General features: G+C 35.7%; 22 protein-coding genes. 2 read left to right on the forward strand and 20 right to left on the reverse strand.

Translation table 11 applies throughout. The features are described from left to right. Positions 1 to 53 precede the first annotated feature (53 nt). The 20 genes from E4O04_RS03335 to nifJ all read right to left on the reverse strand — a co-directional run bounded on the left by E4O04_RS03335 (position 54) and on the right by nifJ (position 13,825). Positions 54 to 371, reverse strand: a complete 318-nt coding sequence (locus tag E4O04_RS03335) for a hypothetical protein (RefSeq protein WP_002686806.1) — start codon at positions 369 to 371, stop codon at positions 54 to 56. Positions 372 to 429: 58 nt separating this feature from the next. Then, complete coding sequence (locus tag E4O04_RS03340) at positions 430 to 705, reverse strand: hypothetical protein (RefSeq protein WP_253704242.1); 276 nt, start codon at positions 703 to 705, stop codon at positions 430 to 432. Beyond that, the gene (locus E4O04_RS03345; RefSeq protein ID WP_253707663.1) at positions 705 to 911 is read right to left on the reverse strand and encodes a hypothetical protein; all 207 of its coding nucleotides are present in this window, start codon (positions 909 to 911) and stop codon (positions 705 to 707) included. The genes E4O04_RS03340 and E4O04_RS03345 overlap by 1 nt, the downstream gene beginning before the upstream one ends. A 5-nt stretch (positions 912 to 916) precedes the next feature. Further along, positions 917 to 1,072: a hypothetical protein gene (locus tag E4O04_RS03350; protein ID WP_010691766.1), complete on the reverse strand. Its 156-nt coding sequence runs from the start codon at positions 1,070 to 1,072 to the stop codon at positions 917 to 919. A gap of 12 nt (positions 1,073 to 1,084) precedes the next feature. After that, complete coding sequence (locus E4O04_RS03355) at positions 1,085 to 1,222, reverse strand: hypothetical protein (RefSeq protein ID WP_253707665.1); 138 nt, start codon at positions 1,220 to 1,222, stop codon at positions 1,085 to 1,087. Next, positions 1,223 to 1,951 (reverse strand): AAA family ATPase, encoded by a 729-nt coding sequence (locus E4O04_RS03360; RefSeq protein ID WP_253707667.1) that lies wholly within the window; start codon positions 1,949 to 1,951, stop codon positions 1,223 to 1,225. It abuts the gene before it with no gap. 9 nt (positions 1,952 to 1,960) lie between these two features. Continuing rightward, entirely contained in the window at positions 1,961 to 3,049 is a 1,089-nt protein-coding gene (locus E4O04_RS03365; RefSeq protein WP_253707669.1) for a hypothetical protein, read from the reverse strand. 16 nt (positions 3,050 to 3,065) lie between these two features. Further along, positions 3,066 to 4,079 (reverse strand): DNA-methyltransferase, encoded by a 1,014-nt coding sequence (locus E4O04_RS03370; protein ID WP_253707671.1) that lies wholly within the window; start codon positions 4,077 to 4,079, stop codon positions 3,066 to 3,068. Further along, complete coding sequence (locus tag E4O04_RS03375; RefSeq protein ID WP_253707672.1) at positions 4,072 to 4,431, reverse strand: single-stranded DNA-binding protein; 360 nt, start codon at positions 4,429 to 4,431, stop codon at positions 4,072 to 4,074. The genes E4O04_RS03370 and E4O04_RS03375 overlap by 8 nt, the downstream gene beginning before the upstream one ends. A 16-nt stretch (positions 4,432 to 4,447) precedes the next feature. Continuing rightward, positions 4,448 to 4,783, reverse strand: coding sequence for a hypothetical protein (locus E4O04_RS03380; protein ID WP_253707674.1), 336 nt, complete (start codon positions 4,781 to 4,783; stop codon positions 4,448 to 4,450). 25 nt (positions 4,784 to 4,808) lie between these two features. After that, positions 4,809 to 5,027: a hypothetical protein gene (locus E4O04_RS03385; protein ID WP_253707676.1), complete on the reverse strand. Its 219-nt coding sequence runs from the start codon at positions 5,025 to 5,027 to the stop codon at positions 4,809 to 4,811. A 154-nt stretch (positions 5,028 to 5,181) separates the two neighbouring features. Next, positions 5,182 to 5,478 carry a hypothetical protein gene (locus tag E4O04_RS03390; protein ID WP_253707677.1) on the reverse strand — a complete coding sequence of 99 codons (297 nt, stop codon included), beginning with the start codon at positions 5,476 to 5,478 and terminating at the stop codon, positions 5,182 to 5,184. 15 nt (positions 5,479 to 5,493) lie between these two features. Next, positions 5,494 to 5,883 (reverse strand): hypothetical protein, encoded by a 390-nt coding sequence (locus tag E4O04_RS03395; RefSeq protein ID WP_253707679.1) that lies wholly within the window; start codon positions 5,881 to 5,883, stop codon positions 5,494 to 5,496. 83 nt (positions 5,884 to 5,966) lie between these two features. Continuing rightward, entirely contained in the window at positions 5,967 to 7,100 is a 1,134-nt protein-coding gene (locus E4O04_RS03400) for a hypothetical protein (RefSeq protein WP_253707681.1), read from the reverse strand. Positions 7,101 to 7,363: 263 nt separating this feature from the next. Next, on the reverse strand, positions 7,364 to 8,110 hold the full coding sequence (locus E4O04_RS03405) for a ParB/RepB/Spo0J family partition protein (RefSeq protein WP_253707683.1): 747 nt from the start codon (positions 8,108 to 8,110) through the stop codon (positions 7,364 to 7,366). A gap of 4 nt (positions 8,111 to 8,114) precedes the next feature. Continuing rightward, positions 8,115 to 8,318 carry a hypothetical protein gene (locus E4O04_RS03410; protein WP_253707684.1) on the reverse strand — a complete coding sequence of 68 codons (204 nt, stop codon included), beginning with the start codon at positions 8,316 to 8,318 and terminating at the stop codon, positions 8,115 to 8,117. Next, on the reverse strand, positions 8,315 to 8,800 hold the full coding sequence (locus tag E4O04_RS03415; RefSeq protein WP_253707686.1) for a hypothetical protein: 486 nt from the start codon (positions 8,798 to 8,800) through the stop codon (positions 8,315 to 8,317). The genes E4O04_RS03410 and E4O04_RS03415 overlap by 4 nt, the downstream gene beginning before the upstream one ends. A gap of 12 nt (positions 8,801 to 8,812) precedes the next feature. Then, positions 8,813 to 9,235 carry a hypothetical protein gene (locus E4O04_RS03420; RefSeq protein WP_253707688.1) on the reverse strand — a complete coding sequence of 141 codons (423 nt, stop codon included), beginning with the start codon at positions 9,233 to 9,235 and terminating at the stop codon, positions 8,813 to 8,815. Between the two features lie 9 nt (positions 9,236 to 9,244). After that, a complete protein-coding gene (locus E4O04_RS03425; protein WP_253707689.1) occupies positions 9,245 to 10,009 on the reverse strand; it encodes a ParA family protein in 765 nt (254 codons plus the stop codon). Positions 10,010 to 10,264: 255 nt separating this feature from the next. Then, on the reverse strand, positions 10,265 to 13,825 hold the full coding sequence (gene nifJ, locus E4O04_RS03430) for a pyruvate:ferredoxin (flavodoxin) oxidoreductase (protein WP_253709896.1): 3,561 nt from the start codon (positions 13,823 to 13,825) through the stop codon (positions 10,265 to 10,267). 228 nt (positions 13,826 to 14,053) lie between these two features. Between nifJ and E4O04_RS03435 the strand changes: the two genes are divergently transcribed. Both E4O04_RS03435 and greA read left to right on the forward strand, forming a co-directional pair. After that, positions 14,054 to 14,992, forward strand: coding sequence for a tetratricopeptide repeat protein (locus E4O04_RS03435; protein WP_253685507.1), 939 nt, complete (start codon positions 14,054 to 14,056; stop codon positions 14,990 to 14,992). Between the two features lie 18 nt (positions 14,993 to 15,010). Then, a complete protein-coding gene (greA, locus tag E4O04_RS03440; protein WP_253709899.1) occupies positions 15,011 to 17,734 on the forward strand; it encodes a transcription elongation factor GreA in 2,724 nt (907 codons plus the stop codon). Positions 17,735 to 17,783: the final 49 nt, after the last annotated feature.

A 17,783-nucleotide genomic window follows, 5' to 3' on the forward strand; every position in this document is an offset into this window, starting at 1 on the left:
GCTCCTCCCTTTCATGTGGATTTGTGCATTTGTGGATAATTTTTTAAAAATATTTACACATCCTCGCTTCGGATTAGAACTCCGTCTTTCCAGAACTCTCGATGTTTAAATCCGTTACTTACTCTTGCAGGACGATTTTCATCGTCTCTTGTAATAACTCCATCGGTTCTGTACTCTATAAAGCCGGGACCTTCTACTGCGGGGTCAGGACTTTCATCTTCAAGGATAAAATTTGTAATCTTACCATCATAGAATCGAATTACATGGTTTTCTATTATCCTTACTCCATATATCAATTTACCGTCTTCGGTAAACTCATCCTTTATAATAGGATTTTTTAACATTTCAATATTAAAATCTTTTAATTCCATTCTCTTTATCTCCTTATGTTGTTATTTTATCATTAAAACGATATAAATTACAAGGTATTTATTTTAACTTTTCGCAAGAAATAAATACTCCATTTTGCCAATGTTCACGAATATTAAGATCGCCGCTTACTACGGCAGGATTTCCATGAAGACGCCCGTGTACCCAATATTCTAACTGTCCATCGTCACATTCAATTGTTCCATGCAAATAACCTTTATTATCAAACTGTAAAATACTTCCGTCTTTTAAAACTACATCATCAGTTAATATAAGGTTATGTTCATCCGTAAGTTGTGTGTTTTGTAAATGCAAAAATCTTGATATGGTATTCATTATTTTCCTCCATTACTTATATAAGTAAGATTTATTTCATCGAATTCTTCAATTTCATCCCTAAGAGAAAGACATTTTCTGTTTACTATGTTTAAAGTATTCTTCAAAAATGCTTCCGTTTCAGGTAAAAAATTAATTTCCTTATTGTTTAAATCGCAGGCTATCTGTCTTGCTGTTTCAGGGGTTATTTTTAATTTTATATCCATCTTTCTTACACTCCCTTTATAAGATGTGATAATAAAATAAATGCCAGTAAGCATCCTAATGCCGATTCAATGATTCTAATTAAAAAAATCAATAAAAGATTTGAAAGTTTTTTAAAAAACTTATCTGTCGATTTTATAATATTCATCATGTCATACTTCATTTTTCTCTCTCCTTATTTTATCAACTGTGTTACATGTCCGCGTAAAAGTCGACGATCATTTTTTTCAGCTCTGCAGACACCGGCACTTTTTTGTGTGATAGCTTTACATAAGCTATCTTTTTGCCTAGGTCTTTCATCTTCATTTTTCATTTATTCACTCCTTAAATTTGGTCTATAGCTATCCCAGTCAAATTCAAAACTTTGACCGGCACATTGCCACCTGTTTATTATTGATCCGTCAAACGTCTCCTTAAGCCAGCTCCATGTAAAATTCCCTGCCAACGCTAAGGGTTTATGACGCTCATATCTTTCTCTGATAATAAAAGATAGATGTTCTATTCTGTCTTTATCAGGCCCTTTTTCTATTTCATCAATGGCTAAAAAAGGAATTGTACATAGTTCTTTAAATATTTCTTCTTCGGAATATTTAGCTTTTGGAGAATAACTTGACTTTATTCTTAAATTAAGCCATTCGTAAGTTGTATACTTACCGCCTAATTCTTTTACCAAGGCACTTAAAAGCTTCGATTTTCCCGTGCCGCTGTTGCCGTAAAATACCAAGCATTTTCTTCCCGGTTTTTTTGCAAATCCTTTAATAGCTTCAAGATGAGCTTTTGCTTTATTTGTAGGAGGAAAAAAGTTATCAAGAGTAGCTTCATAGTGTTCTTCGTATAACCCCATTACTTCTAACTTTCTCATCTTTTCGATAGCAGCTGTCCGACTGGCTTCATTTATCCTTTCACAATAAGGACAAACGGCTTTATCATCAGCTTCTCCCTTAAAAACATCAACTTCTACATTCCCATGACTAGGACAATAAATAATTTTTTTTACCGTCATTTTACTCATAATTTTTTTAGCTAACATTTCTCCTGTCATTTACCCCTCCTAAAACGGTATTGTTTCAAAGCTTTTTACCCAGCTGTTATTATAATCTTTAGTTTTTTTAGACCTTTCTTTTTCCGAAATAAAATCTTCAAGATTAAAATTTTCAGGTAAAAACTTTGATATTATTTTATTTTGGCAGAATCTGTCAAAAGGTAAGACGGCCTTCCACCAAGTCGCTCCTTCACGCTTTAAAGCCAGAACTTTTGCATAGTTTTCACAAGAACTTAATAGAGTTTCTAAACTCACATAAATTTTTTGATCATAAAGCATTGTAATACCTGTAATAAAATCCGATTCTAAAAAGTCTTTAAACTTTGTATTCGGTTTGATATTGCAAGACAAAAAGACTTCATGAATTTTTTTTGTAATAATTAAAAACTCCTTCTCTCTCTCATTTTTTCCTGAAATTAATTCTTGAACTGTAAATTCAAGTTTTTCGGGTAGAGAGAGTAGTTTATGTATGTAATTTATGATGTAGTTTATGTTACTAATAGAAAGTGGGTTTTGACCACTTTCTTGGAAAGTGGGAATTTCCCACTTTGGAAAGTGGGTTTTCCCCACTTTCGGAATTTCCGACTTTCTGAAATTACCACTTTTGCCATTGGTTTTTTCTTCTATTTCGTCCTGATTATAAGAAGTATCATCAGAAGGTTCTTTATCAGATTTAGGCTTTTCTTCATTATCAGAAGGTGTATCAATCTCTTTATCTTCGGGTTTGTCATCTCCTTCTTTTTCGCAAGTCTCAAGCAAGAACTCTATTAAAGTTTCCTGATTGACTTTATAATGCAATATTGGCGTATTTCCTATTTTTTTTACCATAGTAGTAATCAAATTAAGTTCTTCAAGCTTCTTTTTAATGGCCATAGCCTTATCTTTTTTTATAAAAAGTTCTTCTTCCCATTCCTGATAGGTTTTATAAATCCATCCATCAGGATTAGCTCCTTTCCCTGTCCAATATATGAGTTGACCTAAAAAAAGAGCGGCACAATGGTCTCCTTTTAGCTTTTTAACAAGAAGAGTCGGTACGGTAAGGAGATTGTTTTGTCCGAAGGTGTTTTTTAATAGATTAAAAATAGCTTGCTGTTTCATTTATTCATTCCTCACTTTATGAAGCAAAGAGACCCAGCCTCTTTTTATACAGAGGGGCGTATTCTTCATTTATGTCTATTCCTATCCAGTTCCTGTTAAATAAAGCCGCTACTTCTGCCACAGTACCTGAACCAAAAAACGGATCAAGGATTATATATCCTTCATGGCTTCCAGCTAAAATACAAGGTTGTATCAAAGCCGGAGGGAAAGCCGCAAAATGAGCTTCTGTATATGGTCTAGTGTTGACAGTCCATACATCTCTTTTATTGCGTTTTGTTATATCATAACTGCTGTCCTTTCGATTAAGTCTTTTTTGAGGATGAGAGGATTTTATAGCATCCCTTTTATCATCACGTCTCATATTATATTTAGGATTCATAGCGTTTAATTTACTGTCGTACTCATATATTCTGTTCCGTACAATTCCATGCGGCCGATTTTCAAAAGTACTAGCTTCTTCTTTAATGGCTTCATTATCAAAATAATAGTTTTTGTTTTTTGATAAAAGAAAAATATACTCATGACTTTTTGTGCATCTGTCTTTTACTGCTTCCGGCATGACATTAGGTTTATTCCAAATAATATCCTGTCTTAAATACCGGCCGTCATCCTGCAGAGCAAAGGCAACTCTCCAAGGGACTCCTATCAAATCTTTAGGTTTGAGTTTCCCGGAAAGAGGTGTTTTTTTAATTAGGCCTTGTCGTCTTCCTTTATGGTGTGCATCTTCATATTCTTCTTTAAGTCCATAGTCTATGCCTTTTGCGTTCCTATTCTTGCCGCTTCCTGCATAACTATCTCCGAGATTAAGCCATAAGGTACCGTCATCTTTTAATATCCGCTTTACTTCACGGAATACATTGACTAAGGAATTAACATAATCCTCTACTGAGTCCTCTAATCCTATTTGACCTTCTACTCCATAATCCCGTAAGTTAAAATAAGGAGGGCTTGTAACTACGCATTGAACGAGCTTATCAGGAAGAGAGGGAAGTATATTTCTACAATCGCCTATTAAAAGATTGTTAATCATAATTCATTCCTTTATTATCCTTTTCAGGAATAGGTTTAAACTCTACATGTTCAGCAATTATTTTTACCTTGCTGCATTTTTTACCCTCTAAATCAGTCCATCTATCTTGTTTAAGTCTACCTACAACACGCACACATCTACCCTTGGCTCCGTTTTCATCACATAACTTTGCAAGATGTGCCCATGTTTCTACATCAAAATAGGATGTTTCTTGCATAAACTCATCACCTTTTTTGTAACTCCTATTTGCAGCTATGGAAAAATTACATGTAGCCGTTCCATTTGATGTAATTTTAAAAACAGGTTCCCTAACCATGTTTCCTTCAATGATTACCGAATTTAATGTTTTCATTTTTCTCTCCTTAATTTTATTCTGTCATTTCTTCAAGTTTTGCCTTAAAACGTTTAACTGTTTCATGGCAAGTAGAGTCTGCTTCAATTAGATACTCTTTGATCGAATATGCAAGACTTACTGCTTTATCTGTTTCTCCTGCTATCAGAAAGTCACAGAGATTTTCAAACTCGTCTATAAGGCTTACTCTTGCGGCCCTATACCATGTTGCCTGTTCGGTAGGACTATCAGCATTTAATATTGTTTCTCCTACAATATATTCTGTACTGTCTCCTCCGACTCCAATGTACATTTTGTTTTTTAATTCTTTTAATGTTTTTTCATTAAAAACTACCGGAAATGTTTGTTTCATTTTGTTCACTCCTTATCTTTTATATTTATTGAATTTCTCCTTCGATAAGTTTATCAAAACTATTAAAACGGAATATCCATAGGATCGCCCGTTTTACCGTCAAAGAATTCTTTGACTTGGGTTTTTGCTTTAACAGTTCACACGGGAACGGTTCTATTTCTGCAAAACCTACAGGCTTAAAGCCTAACGGCTTCCATGCAACTGTTGCAGCTTCTATACCGCTGCATACAGATAAGTAGGTCATTACAATTCCCCGCAAGGGCTACCGTCGTCGGCAAAGACATATCTGTTATAAAGATCTTCCGTATTTAATCCGCCAGTCAGTCCACTAATGTAAGTGCGAATTGATTTTTCATCATACGCAACTATAAAAAAAGCAAGAGAGCTTTTTCTACATTTTATCCACCCGCCGTGTTTTTTAATTGCTTCCGTCGCTTTTTCACGCTTTCAAACGGCTTGTACTTCGGTTCGTTGGGCGATTCGATGAGATAGGCGTAACAATACGCATAATTATTACCTACGAACAAGTTATCAGCACCGGTGTTATGTAGTCTGTAAAATGTTTCAACACAATCAGCGTCTTCTTCTACTTTTCTTCGCAAGCCTTTTACCGTATCTGCAAAAATGCACTTACTCCCAATCTTCAACTCATCGGCATTTACCGCCGTATATACTCTTGACTTATCAAATTCCATAAACTATATCTCCTTTTATTTATCCCAATCAGGATGTCTTTTAATCCATAGTTTGATATTCACTTCTTTTGTACAAGCAAGCTCGCAATTAGAAACTTCATAATCTTTTAATACTTCCCTTACAAACTTTTCTGCTGCCTTTTTCATTCTTTCTGTGGGTTCTGTAGCAACGTCATCGAAATAATTAAAATTACAATCCAAAGATTGTAGAAAATCATCTAAAATACAAGTTGCCTCACCTTTTACATCAGGCTCCATTTTTGCAAAACCTGTTAATGTTAAGACTTTCGGTATTTCTCTTTCTTCTTTTTGGATTTTTTTTAAAATTCCCTCAACTGCTTCATTTACGCTTGTATAATATAAACGCTCACTGTCGGCTAAATCCCAATAATCAATCTTTTTCATTTTTCATCTTCTCCTTTTGTTCAAAATCAAGTAATAATTTTTCATCAATAAAATTAAGTTCTATTTCTCCAATGATTCCGATATTATTTTCTTTCCACAAAATAGATTCTATAATCAAAAATATTTTTTTTGTTTTTTATATATTTTTTGTAGATAAAATTATCTATCGTAGATATTATCAAATAATCATTATTATTTAATTTATTCATTAGATGACTAAAAAAAGATTCTTGAAATTTCTTTTGTATATTGGAATCAATTGACTCAATAATATATTGATAATATTCTGTGTAATAGCCTTCAAATATCTTTCGTATTTTATAATCTAAATTTATATTTTCAGTTATATTTTTTGAAGGAGTTTTATGTATTATTTTATTTTCAAATAAAAATTTTTTTAATCCATTCGATAGTAATTTTGAAGAATTTATATATTTTTCAATCTCTTGTTTAGTAAAATTTTCTTTTGCTAAAAAATTTAAAAATTTATTATTTATTTTATTTTTAAAATCCATTGAAGATAAGTTATCTCTTGAACTTATTTTTCCGGATGCTTCAAAAAACATGATAATAAGAACTATAGATTTTATCCCATCTTCAAAATAATCAAGACTTTGTCCTGATGGATAATCTTTTGTCTTTACATTAATTTTTAATATTTCTTCTAAATCTTTAAGATAAACATTGAATACATCATCATTTAATGTAAAACACATATTTGTGTTTTTAAGAGTTCTATATACTTCAATTGCAGAAGAATAAAATTCATATAATACCGATTGAATTCCTCTAACTTTATGCAATTGCAATATGTAGTATACAAATTCTCTTCCTTCAGGAATATGATGGATTTTAGGCCTTAAATATATTTTAGGTGAGTTTTTTACTTTTTTTATATTACAATTATTTCCATAAAGAGTAAAAATAGTAAAATCTGTTTTATACACAATTTTAGTTTTTGTTGAAATAAAATTATGAATATTTTGAAAACTCAAAACATCTTGGATATTTTTCGAAAATATATTTTCTTTTGTTTTTTTATTAAAAAATTCAGATAATTCCAAATTTATCATAAACATATTTTTTTCAATCCACTCTAAAGCTGCAATGAGACGTAAAATTTCTCTTGAGCCATAACCTTGAAAGATTGTAAGATGTGATATTTCAAATTTGTTTTTTTTAATACCTGCAAAATTATTGACTATAAGTTCTTTCATTTTTATTTTCCCCTAATATATTTTAAACTTTCTTTTCTAAAGAATATTTTATGTTTTCTTGTTTGAAACCCTATTTTAGCGTTATTATGATTGTCAAAGTAACAAAAAAAAGAATTACATATAAAACAATCAAATAATCCTGACGAGATCGTCCAAAATATTCTCCTATTTTAAAAATCTTTAAAATAATAGATAACGTCAGTAAAATAATAGAAATAAATAAAAAAATAAAAAACATATCTTCCTCCAGTCGCTAATATATTTTAAAGCTTCTTTACTAAAAAATATTTTATATTTTCTTTTTTGAAAAAAGCTTCAAGCCGTTTGACTTGTTTTTTACTCACTTCCAATTCACAAGTATAGGACTCCACGATTATAGAAACTTCATTTTCTTTTGATGTATTTTGAACGGCATTATAAGCTGCATTGATAGACATCTCTCCATCTTCAACAGCCTTTTTAATTTCTTCCGAAGCTTTATTTTGAATTGTTCTAACCTTTTCAACTTTAGATCTTGAAACTCCTATTTTTTTAGCTGTGATTTCGGCGGATTTACCGGAAGCCTTTTCGTTGGAATCTAAGGCTATCCTTCCTGCCTGTTTTATTTGATCAAGAGTCTGTAATATTTTTAAAAGCTCTCCATCCGATAGATTTCTTCTATCGGTTTGAAGTTTAATAGCATAGGCTAGAGCTTCTTCCAAATCTTTAAAATAATGATAGAATACGGGTATTTCTTTTAATCCTGCCTTTTTTGCAGCAGCAAGTCTATGATGACCATCGACTAAAACCATCCCTTCTTTCCATACATGAATAGGTTGGCTTTTATCGTAAGTATCGGATAATATATTTTCTGTAATTGTATCTACCATATTTCCATTTAACGGAAACAGATTTTTAAATTCGTCTTTTAAATTTATGGTATCTATTGGAACCATAACAGATAGTTCACTTGCTCCTGAATTAGCTATAGAGGCTTTGCCCATGTTGCTTAATGCCGTTAATTTTGCCATTTTTTTATTCTCCTATATTTTTATTTTGAACTTTATATGCCGCCGATAAAGTTTTTCTATAATGTTTCTTTACCGTATACCCATTTTTTAATATATAAATTTGATATTTATACGAAAGTTCCGGTGTATTTACTATTGCAGATTCAATAAAATCTCTTTCAATCATCTTATGCCTATGATTATGCTGTATTGATGTATAGTTTTTCATTGAGAGTTCTCCTTATCTTTTAAGGATTTAATAAGTTTAGCAAACTCTTTTTCATCAAGTTTTATTGATTTTGTTTCTGTGTTATACAAACAAGGAAGAATGTCTCCCTCTTTCAATAAATCATACTCTTCTTTTGTGATATAAATAGTATGATTTTTAATATCTGCAGAACTCTTTATTTCAAAATTAAGATTGTATGTTATTTTATCTTTTTCTCTAACTATTTCTTTTGAAGATATGGAATATGATATTTTTTGTACATATTGACTATCTTCTTTATTTTTTAATATTCCGTCGTTATAAATATGAATAATCTTTATTAGCAAAAGAACAATTACTATACTTACTGCAGCCCCTTTAATAATATAATCTCCAATAGAATGCTCGGCTTCTTTAAACGTGTCACGGATAATGTTAAAAGAGACAAAAGATATAGTTGACAGACCTATAATTTCAATAATATCTATGGCAGTAAATTTCATTTTCTTTCTCCTTTAATTAGCCTCACTTGAGGCTAATTTTTTTCTATTGATATGTTCAATCATCAGTCGGCAGTGTGCGGTACTCTGTTTTTGCTTTTTGCTGCCCATGATAAAACTATATCCGATCGGTACCAGCTCAACGTTTCCGATAATTCCTTGGTCATTAAAATAAATCTCTTGAATAGGATAATATTCTTTACCATATGAAAATTCTTTTACAAGGAGAACAAACTCAGGGAAGCTTGAAGGCATGCTACTATCATACCGAATAGTCATTGTGTTTTTAGCTTTGTTTATCTTCACTGCAACCGGGTACAATTCTTGATTTGCTATAATTTTTTCAAGCAGCTTTTTTGCCTGTTTAGAAATCGGTTTAAGTGAATCTTTTGCAAACTCTTCTTTTAAGGATTTGTATAGTTTTTCATATAGTGTCATAATTTACCCCTAAAATTTTTCAGGACGAATTTCTTCGTCCATAATGACGGAACATAAATCACATACGGATTTATGAAGTTTTAGAGTCTGTCCTTTGTTTTGAATTATTTCGCCGGCATCGGCGAATTTCCTTATGTTTCTAGTGAATGGGAATGTAATATCTAATACTTTTGTTCCGAAAGTTTCATTTTGTTTAAAAAGTTCTTTATACTGGTTTTGTAAACTTTCAGGATTTTCATCATAACGGCTTTCATGGCCGTTAAAAAACAAGAACCATTTATCAAAATGGTCCGTTTCCATTCTGAGCTTTTGCCCTAAAAAAATTGAAGAGTTAAAATCAAACTGAGAGTAATTTATCGGTGTTATAACATAATCGGAAGCGTTCACAGCATTCAGTACGATGTTGTCGTAAGTTGGTGCCGTGTCAATAGTTACTACATCATAGGAATTTTCAAGGCTTGGGATAAGTCTTTTCAAGACATTTACAGACATAGCTCTCAAGTCTACAAGTCTAAGACTGGAGGGGATTATATCAACACCTTTGTTTGTATGGATGGTAAAATCAAGAAGAGATTCACCTTGCAAAGCATAGGCGATGTTTTTTCTTTCACTTTCATTACCATCTTCTAAAAAATAGAATGACATTGAATTATTAATGTCCATGTCTATTGTCAATACTCGCTTTCCAGCTGCTTTTAAAGCCATCGATACTATAATTGCAACCGATGACTTCCCTGTTCCGCCTTTAAGGCTGGAAAATGTTACTACTACCACAAAAAAACTCCATAAATAAAGAAAGGGCACGCAGAACGTCTCTTGGGTTGTCCTACGTGCCGCTTCAGCCGAAAACCGGCCAAAAAAGTAACCCAAGAACCTTTTTTGGATGGTTTTTCTAATGAGAGTTTTTTTCAACTGTTTTTTCTACTTTTGTGGAGTTTTTATTTTGATGGTTTTATAATTTTATATCTGATATAGAGTTAGGGGAAAGGAAAACTTTTATCCGAAAAAGTTTTCCTTTCCCCCTAAGTTTTAGAAGGGCCTGTCAGCCAAATACTTGTATTCCTGCCACTGCCTCTTAGCCTTAGCAACAGCCTTATCCAAGAGCATCTGAGCTCTTGCTGGATCGGCGTTCTTTAAGGTCTTGAAGCGGACTTCTTTGTACATAAAGTCGGCAAGATTAAAGTCGGGTTCCTTGCTGTCAAGCTGGAAGGGGTTTTTGCCCTGCTCGACGAGTCTCGGATCGTATCTGTAAAGGGGCCATAAACCGCATGTTACAGCTTCTTTTTGGTTTGTCATACCCTTGGTCATGTTGATACCGTGGTTGATACAGTGACTGTAAGCGATGATAATCGAAGGTCCGTCATAGCTTTCGGCTTCGCGGAAGGCTTTGATTACCTGGCTCATATTTGCACCCATCGAAATGTGGGCAACATAAACATAGCCGTAGCTCATAGCCATCATGCCTAAGTCTTTTTTGCTTATATCCTTACCGGAAGCTGCAAATTTTGCAACGGCACCGATAGGAGTTGCCTTTGACATCTGTCCGCCGGTATTTGAGTAAACTTCAGTGTCCATTACAAGAACATTGATGTTTTTGCCTGAGGCAAGAACATGATCCAAACCGCCGTAACCGATATCGTAGGCCCATCCGTCTCCTCCGAGGATCCAAACGGAGCGCTTGATAAAGTGGTCGGTTAAAGAATCCAATTCCTTGGCCAACTCGTCTTTTGAACCGGCCAGTTCTTTTTTGAGCTCTGCAACGAAGCTTCTCTGATCTTCGATAGCGGCATCATCTTCTTGAGTGTTATTGAGAATCTTGTCGATTACGCCGGCTGCAATTCCCTTTTCCTTTACCTTAGCGGCAACTTCACGGGCATAAACTGCAAGCTTATCGCTTGTTAATCTCATACCGTAACCGAACTCTGCTGCATCTTCAAACAAGGAGTTAGACCATGCAGGTCCTCTTCCGTCGCATCGTTTTGCATAAGGTGTGGTCGGCAAGTTTCCGCCGTAAATTGAAGAACAGCCTGTTGCGTTTGCAATAATGGCTCTGTCTCCGAAAAGCTGTGAAAGAAGTTTTACGTAGGGAGTTTCACCGCAGCCTGCACAAGCTCCGGAGAACTCGAAGAGCGGGCGCTTCATACCGATACCCTTGGGAACGCTCAAGTTAAGTTTCTTTACATCCGGATCCGGAATATCGTTGAAGAAGAAGTCCCAGTTAGCAGCTTCCTGCTTTCGGTTTTCAACAAAGTTTTCCATGTTGATAGCCTTGATTTCGGGATTTTCCTTGGACTTTGCAGGACACTGTTGAACGCAAAGGCCGCAGCCTGTACAATCTTCAACCGAAACTTGAATTGTGAACTTGGCGCCTTCAAATTCCTTGCCCTTATAATCGCAGGATTTAAAGCCCTGAGGTGCCTTTGCCAAGAGAGAGCCGTCATAGGCCTTCATTCTGATACAGGCATGAGGACAAACAACAGTACACTGACCGCACTGAATGCAGAGATCGCTCTTCCATATCGGAACATGTTCTGCGATAGCTCTCTTTTCATATTGAGTAGTGGCTGTGGGGAAGGTTCCGTCTTCAGGCATTTCGCTTACCTTGATATCGTCGCCTTTTTGGATAGCAACCTTGCCCAAAACATTCTTTACAAAGTCGGGTGCATTGCCTGTGATTGCAGGGTGCATCTTGAGCTTGCTTGTTGCTGTCTTGGGATAGTCAACCTTTTCAACTCCTTCAAGAGCCATATCTATGGTTTTGATGTTCTTTTGAACGATTTCGGGGCCTTTCTTTCCGTAGGATTTTTCAATGAATTTTTTGATTAGGTCTACGGCTTCGGCTTCAGGCAAGATTCCGAAGATTTTGAAGAAGGCTGTCTGCATAACAACGTTGATTCGGTTGCCCATGCCGGCATTTTCTGCAATCTTGATAGCATCGATTACATAGAATTTTGCTTCTTTTTCGATAATCTGCTTTTGAACCTCGATGGGCATATTATCCCAAATCTCGTTCTTTCCGTAAGGAGCGTTCAAGAGGAAGGTTCCGCCTTTTTTAAGGCTGTGGAGCATATCGTAGGTTTCAAGATAGCTGAACTTATGGCAGGCAACGAAGTCTGCATTTGTAATTAAGTAGGGCTTTCGGATTGAGTGTTTTCCGAATCTCAAGTGAGAGATCGTAAAACCGCCCGATTTTTTACTGTCATAGGAGAAGTAGGCCTGAGCCTTGTTGTCTGTAGCTTCACCGATGATCTTAATTGAGTTTTTGTTGGCGCCTACAGTACCGTCTGAACCGAGACCGAAGAACATAGCCTGATGCATGTCCTTGTCTTCAAGCTTGAAGTTGGGATCGTACTTGATGCTTGTGTTTGTAACGTCATCTTCGATACCTACAGAGAAATTATTTTTCTTTTCGCCTTCAAGGTTGTCGAATACTCCCTTAACCATGGCCGGTGTAAATTCTTTTGAACCGAGACCGTAGCGCCCGCCGATGATAACGGGATAGTGGGTAAAGGGGCATTTTTTTGCAGCCTGCATTTCGCCGATTGCTGTTCTTACATCTTCGTAGAGGGGTTCACCGAGAGAACCGGGTTCCTTACATCTGTCAAGAACTGCGATACCCTTTACTGTTGCAGGAAGGGCTTTTACAAAGTGTTCGGCACTGAAGGGTCTGTAAAGCCTTACTTTTAAAAGACCGTATTTTCCTCCCTTTGCATTGAGCTCATCTACCGTTTCTTCAACAGTGTCGGCTCCGGAGCCCATAATGATGATAACCTGTTCGGCATCCTTTGCTCCGTAATAGTCGTAAAGGTGATATTGTCTTCCGGTAAGTTTTGCATACTTATCCATTTGTTTTTGAACAATTTCGGGAGTAGCAAGGTAGTATTTGTTTACAGCTTCTCTTCCCTGGAAGTAAATGTCCGGGTTTTGTGCAGTTCCGCGAAGCTCGGGATTTTCAGGGGTTAAACCGCGCTTTCGGTGAGCTCGAACAAGTTCATCGCTTACCATCTGGCGCATAATATCGTAAGAAACTTCTTCTATCTTTTGAATCTCGTGAGAAGTTCTAAATCCGTCAAAAAAGTGGAGGAAGGGAACTCTTGCTTCTAAAGTAGATGCATGTGAAATAATGGCAAGGTCCATAACTTCCTGAACCGAGTTGGATGCCAACATAGCCCAACCTGTCTGGCGGCAAGCCATTACGTCTTGGTGATCTCCGAAGATAGAAAGAGCACTGCAAGCTACGGCACGGGCAGCAATGTGGAAAACAGTGCTGGTCAATTCGCCGGCTATTTTGTACATATTCGGTATCATCAAGAGCAAGCCCTGAGATGCGGTAAATGTTGAGGAAAGGGCTCCTGTGGTTAAGGCACCGTGTACGGCACCTGCAGCACCTCCTTCGGATTGAAGCTCAACAACATCGGGAACAGTGCCCCAAATATTTTCTCTTCCGCGGGCTGAATATTCATCAGCGACCTCACCCATCGGACTTGACGGTGTGATCGGGTAAATGGCAATTACCTCGCTTAAGGCGTGGGCAACGTGACCGGCAGCAGTATTACCGTCGATCATTACAAGTTTTTTTTCTTGGCTCATAAAAACCGTCCTTATAAAAGTATTAGGGATTATTCAAGTCTATTATATAAAGGAGAAAATATGATTTAAAAGCATACTGCATATAACGAAAATGAACATTCCCGATTGCATACTTTAACATAAATTGTATATTTTTTCAAGAGAGTAAAGCATATTATAGAAAAATGAGTTAATATGCACAATTGACTAAAATCGTTTTTTTATGTACAATAATAAATTGAGGATATTATGAGTGAGAGACCCGTACAGAGTAAATTGAATAATGCATTAAACATCCTCAAGCAGGGAGATCTAAGAGGGTCCTATGCCGAGCTTGAAAGGTTATTAAGGGATGACTTGGAGAATGCAGAAATCGACTATACTCTAAAGGGCGTGCGGTTTTGGGAGGATAAGCTTGAAAAAGCAAAAAAAGCTTCGACTCCATTAGAAAGGGCTGAGATGATGATTTCTCAGTGGAAGCCTTTTTTAGCTTATATTCACCGCCAGGGAGAAGAAAAAGAATCTATCATATATTCTTTAAAATGTGCCGTTTTTACGATTGCTTTGGAATTTTACGCAGACCTATTTAATGAAGAGTCAGAGCTGCCCGATGCAGAGCCTTACCGTAAAATAGGTCTTTGTTATAAGGTTCTCGGAAACTATGAAAGGGCCCTTGATTTTTTGAGGTATGCCGCCGAGATAGACAAGAATTCGGGAGCGGTTTTAGCAGATTTGGCCGATTGTTACGCCCTATATGGGGAAATAAAATTTGCAAAAGCTTTTTTTCGGGAAGCCTTTTTTATAAATCCTGAAGGGATTGAGCTGCAATTTCTTGAATCGGAAATTATTTGCAGGCTTATTCATAGAGTTTATAATCTTGGCTATAAGGTTGAAGATATCGCTTATTGGCTGCCTGTTTACGGCGTTATTGACGGGGTCTTTAATGTAAAGCGGGAGCTTAGGGCTTTTGAAGTAGGGCAGCTAAAGCAAAATATCTTTTTGATGGAAGGCGAGGTTCAAAATGCCTCTCAAGAACAAAAACATAAGCTTGTTCCGCGTTTAATAAATCATTATTTTTGGCTGATAGACCATTATGTGAGTGTAAATGAAAGCAAGTCAAAAATAGATGACCTGCTTTTGCGGATAAAAGTATTAGATCAAAATATATATAATTGCTATATGAGATAGCAGATTTTCGGAGGATTTATGTCTGATATACAAAAACAATTGATAGAGATGCTCAATGAAGAAAAATGGACCAGAGCAGCTATAGGCAACTACACAACAAAGAATTTTGAAGATCTATATAAATTAGTATCTACGGCAAAAAAAGAAAATGTTGTGGATGAAATCAAAGAAATATGTGATGAGCATTTAACACATACGAAAAACAGTATAATAGCCCTTTATATTTCAAGTATAATTTCTCTTTCAAATCAGCTTTTGGATGATTCAAATGTTGTAAGCTTAATCGGAATATTTACCGACAACCACAGAACGCAAATAGTTGAATATCTTTGTAAAAAGGTTCTCGAATACGGAGAATCTAAATTTGCCCTCCGCACCTTGGCTGAATGTTACAAGGCTGCAGGAAGTGAAGACCTTTATGATATTTGGGAGCGCTTGGTAAAGGTTGATTATGATGAGGCTGAGATTGCTAAACTTTTAGCCGAAAAATATGAAAAAGACGGCAATACCGAAAAATCGATAGAGTACTACAAAAAGGCCTTGTACCGCTTTATCAACCGCAAGCAAATAAACGGTGTAAAAGAAATCTGGTCAAAACTTGTAACCTTAATACCTGATGAAATTGACTTCTTCTTCCGCATACAGGCTAAGATTACCGGTGTTATGGATAACAGCCGTAATTCCATATTGATGCAGGATGTTTATCAGTATTACAGGGAAAATGAAAATTGGAACATCTGTATCGATATTTTAAAGCTTATTCTTTCTTACGACGAAAAGGACAACTGGGCTCGTGAAGAAATTACCGAATGTTTTAAAAATAAGTATAAAGATCACAGCCAGCTTGCAGAATGTATTAAGGTATCAGATATAACCCAGCCTTGGAGACCTGTTTTTGATGCTATAGCAGACTTTGAAAAGCATATTTCGTTTGATACGGGTTCCTTCGTATTCCACCGTACATGGGGTGTGGGACACATTAAATCAATCAAAGATGATGAACTTTTAATAAGATTTGCAAAAAAACAAAAACAGGGAGAAGAAAATATCCACTCTATGAGTCTTAAAATGGGTATTACAGCCCTCCAAACCTTGGACAGAGAGCATATATGGGTATTAAAATCTACAATAAGCAAGGAAATTCTTACAAAAAAAATAAAGAGTGATCCCGAGTGGGCTTTGAAGATTATAATAAAGAGCTTTGACAATAACTGCGATATGAAAAGGATAAAACAGGAGCTTGTTCCTTCCCTTTTGACAGCTGGTGAATGGACCAGCTGGAATACAAAGGCTAGAAAGGTCTTAAAAGAGAATCCTATGTTCGGTATCAATCCGGATAATATCGACTTTTACAGCGTAAGGGAGCGTCCTATTGCCGCTGAAGAAAAACTTTCAAACGAATTTAAGGCTCAAAAGAACTTTTTTGCCAGAATTGAACTTCTTAATGCCTATGATACCTCGGAAGCCTGCGATGACGAATCCGATACCTTCAGAGAAATGCTTGATTACTTTGAAGGCTTCTTAAAAGCCTTTAGTCAGGTAAATGAGCAAGTTATTTGTGCCTATATTCTTGTTAAAGAATTTATTGCAGACAAGCAGCTGATCTCGGCCGTAAAGCAATATAACTTCGCAGAGCTTTACAGCCGTATTGAAGATCCGATGGAGGTCTATGCTCAAATAAAGGATAAGGTTTCGATAAAGGGACAGACCCTTCGTCAAAAATTCTTAAAGTACATAAAAAATCTTATTCCTAATTGGGAAAAAGAATATATAAGACTCTTCCCCACGGTTTTATCTTCAGAGATCTTGGATGCTCTGATAGAAGCCGGTTCTACCGACGATGTAAAGAATTTGGTCAAGGATTGTTTTGAAAACTACCGAATATACAGAAGTGCCGTTATTTGGTTCTTTAAAAATATTCAGGAAGAGGAATGGTTTAAGGAACTTGGTATCAGCGTAGAACAGCAGCTCATAGTGCTTATCCACATTCTTGATATTACATACCGAGAAATTGCATCGAGAAGAAATACAACCGAAAACCGAAAAATCAATCATCAAGTACATACAATCCTATTCGGTAAGGATGAGCTTTTGCAAAACTTCATAATTGAAAGCGATGTGGATACAATAACAAGGCTTTATACCCTTATAGGGGACATAAAAGATCTGGATCCTGTGATTAAGATGAATATTAGAGCTAAAATTGTTGAAAAACATAAGGACTTTAAATTCTTCGATATTGAGGAAAAGAGTGTTACAGCTCACGGCTTGATTGTTACGGCTAAGATGCTTGATCTTAAGAACAAGGAGCTTATCGAAATCAGAGATGTTAAAATTCCGCAAAATGCGAAGGACATCGGTTTTGCTCTTTCGCTCGGAGACTTGCGGGAAAATGCCGAGTATAAGGCTGCAAAAGAAGAGCAGACCCGCTTAAACAATGCTCTTACAAGATTACAAGATGAACTTGACAGGGCTCAAATTTTTGACCCCACCACTGCAACTGCAAAGAAAGTTTACTTTGGAAGCCGGGTAAAAATCTTAAACAATTTGACAAATAATGAAGAAGAGTATACAATTTTAGGACCATGGGAATCTGATCCTGCAAACGGTATCATTTCTTATATGTCGCCTTTAGGAAACGGATTGTTCAACCGCAAAAAAGGAGAAGAGGTTGAATTTGAAGTCAATGACGAAAAAAGGAGCTATAAGATTATAGATATTTCTATCGCGGATTTGAAATAATTTAGTTGAGACTTGCAGGTTTTGGTTTAAGGCCTGCAAGTCTTCTAAC

This window comes from Treponema sp. OMZ 799, from assembly GCF_024181365.1.
Lineage (GTDB): Bacteria > Spirochaetota > Spirochaetia > Treponematales > Treponemataceae > Treponema_B.

What these genes read in the sequence shown, in the direction of transcription:
- E4O04_RS03335 (WP_002686806.1), bottom strand. Translation starts at nt 371, where the DNA reads ATGGAATTAAAAGATTTTAATATTGAAATGTTAAAAAATCCTATTATA.
- E4O04_RS03340 (WP_253704242.1), bottom strand. Translation starts at nt 705, where the DNA reads ATGAATACCATATCAAGATTTTTGCATTTACAAAACACACAACTTACG.
- E4O04_RS03345 (WP_253707663.1), bottom strand. Translation starts at nt 911, where the DNA reads ATGGATATAAAATTAAAAATAACCCCTGAAACAGCAAGACAGATAGCC.
- E4O04_RS03350 (WP_010691766.1), bottom strand. Translation starts at nt 1,072, where the DNA reads ATGAAGTATGACATGATGAATATTATAAAATCGACAGATAAGTTTTTT.
- E4O04_RS03355 (WP_253707665.1), bottom strand. Translation starts at nt 1,222, where the DNA reads ATGAAAAATGAAGATGAAAGACCTAGGCAAAAAGATAGCTTATGTAAA.
- E4O04_RS03360 (WP_253707667.1), bottom strand. Translation starts at nt 1,951, where the DNA reads ATGACAGGAGAAATGTTAGCTAAAAAAATTATGAGTAAAATGACGGTA.
- E4O04_RS03365 (WP_253707669.1), bottom strand. Translation starts at nt 3,049, where the DNA reads ATGAAACAGCAAGCTATTTTTAATCTATTAAAAAACACCTTCGGACAA.
- E4O04_RS03370 (WP_253707671.1), bottom strand. Translation starts at nt 4,079, where the DNA reads ATGATTAACAATCTTTTAATAGGCGATTGTAGAAATATACTTCCCTCT.
- E4O04_RS03375 (WP_253707672.1), bottom strand. Translation starts at nt 4,431, where the DNA reads ATGAAAACATTAAATTCGGTAATCATTGAAGGAAACATGGTTAGGGAA.
- E4O04_RS03380 (WP_253707674.1), bottom strand. Translation starts at nt 4,783, where the DNA reads ATGAAACAAACATTTCCGGTAGTTTTTAATGAAAAAACATTAAAAGAA.
- E4O04_RS03385 (WP_253707676.1), bottom strand. Translation starts at nt 5,027, where the DNA reads ATGACCTACTTATCTGTATGCAGCGGTATAGAAGCTGCAACAGTTGCA.
- E4O04_RS03390 (WP_253707677.1), bottom strand. Translation starts at nt 5,478, where the DNA reads ATGGAATTTGATAAGTCAAGAGTATATACGGCGGTAAATGCCGATGAG.
- E4O04_RS03395 (WP_253707679.1), bottom strand. Translation starts at nt 5,883, where the DNA reads ATGAAAAAGATTGATTATTGGGATTTAGCCGACAGTGAGCGTTTATAT.
- E4O04_RS03400 (WP_253707681.1), bottom strand. Translation starts at nt 7,100, where the DNA reads ATGAAAGAACTTATAGTCAATAATTTTGCAGGTATTAAAAAAAACAAA.
- E4O04_RS03405 (WP_253707683.1), bottom strand. Translation starts at nt 8,110, where the DNA reads ATGGCAAAATTAACGGCATTAAGCAACATGGGCAAAGCCTCTATAGCT.
- E4O04_RS03410 (WP_253707684.1), bottom strand. Translation starts at nt 8,318, where the DNA reads ATGAAAAACTATACATCAATACAGCATAATCATAGGCATAAGATGATT.
- E4O04_RS03415 (WP_253707686.1), bottom strand. Translation starts at nt 8,800, where the DNA reads ATGAAATTTACTGCCATAGATATTATTGAAATTATAGGTCTGTCAACT.
- E4O04_RS03420 (WP_253707688.1), bottom strand. Translation starts at nt 9,235, where the DNA reads ATGACACTATATGAAAAACTATACAAATCCTTAAAAGAAGAGTTTGCA.
- nifJ (WP_253709896.1), bottom strand. Translation starts at nt 13,825, where the DNA reads ATGAGCCAAGAAAAAAAACTTGTAATGATCGACGGTAATACTGCTGCC.
- E4O04_RS03435 (WP_253685507.1), top strand. Translation starts at nt 14,054, where the DNA reads ATGAGTGAGAGACCCGTACAGAGTAAATTGAATAATGCATTAAACATC.
- greA (WP_253709899.1), top strand. Translation starts at nt 15,011, where the DNA reads ATGTCTGATATACAAAAACAATTGATAGAGATGCTCAATGAAGAAAAA.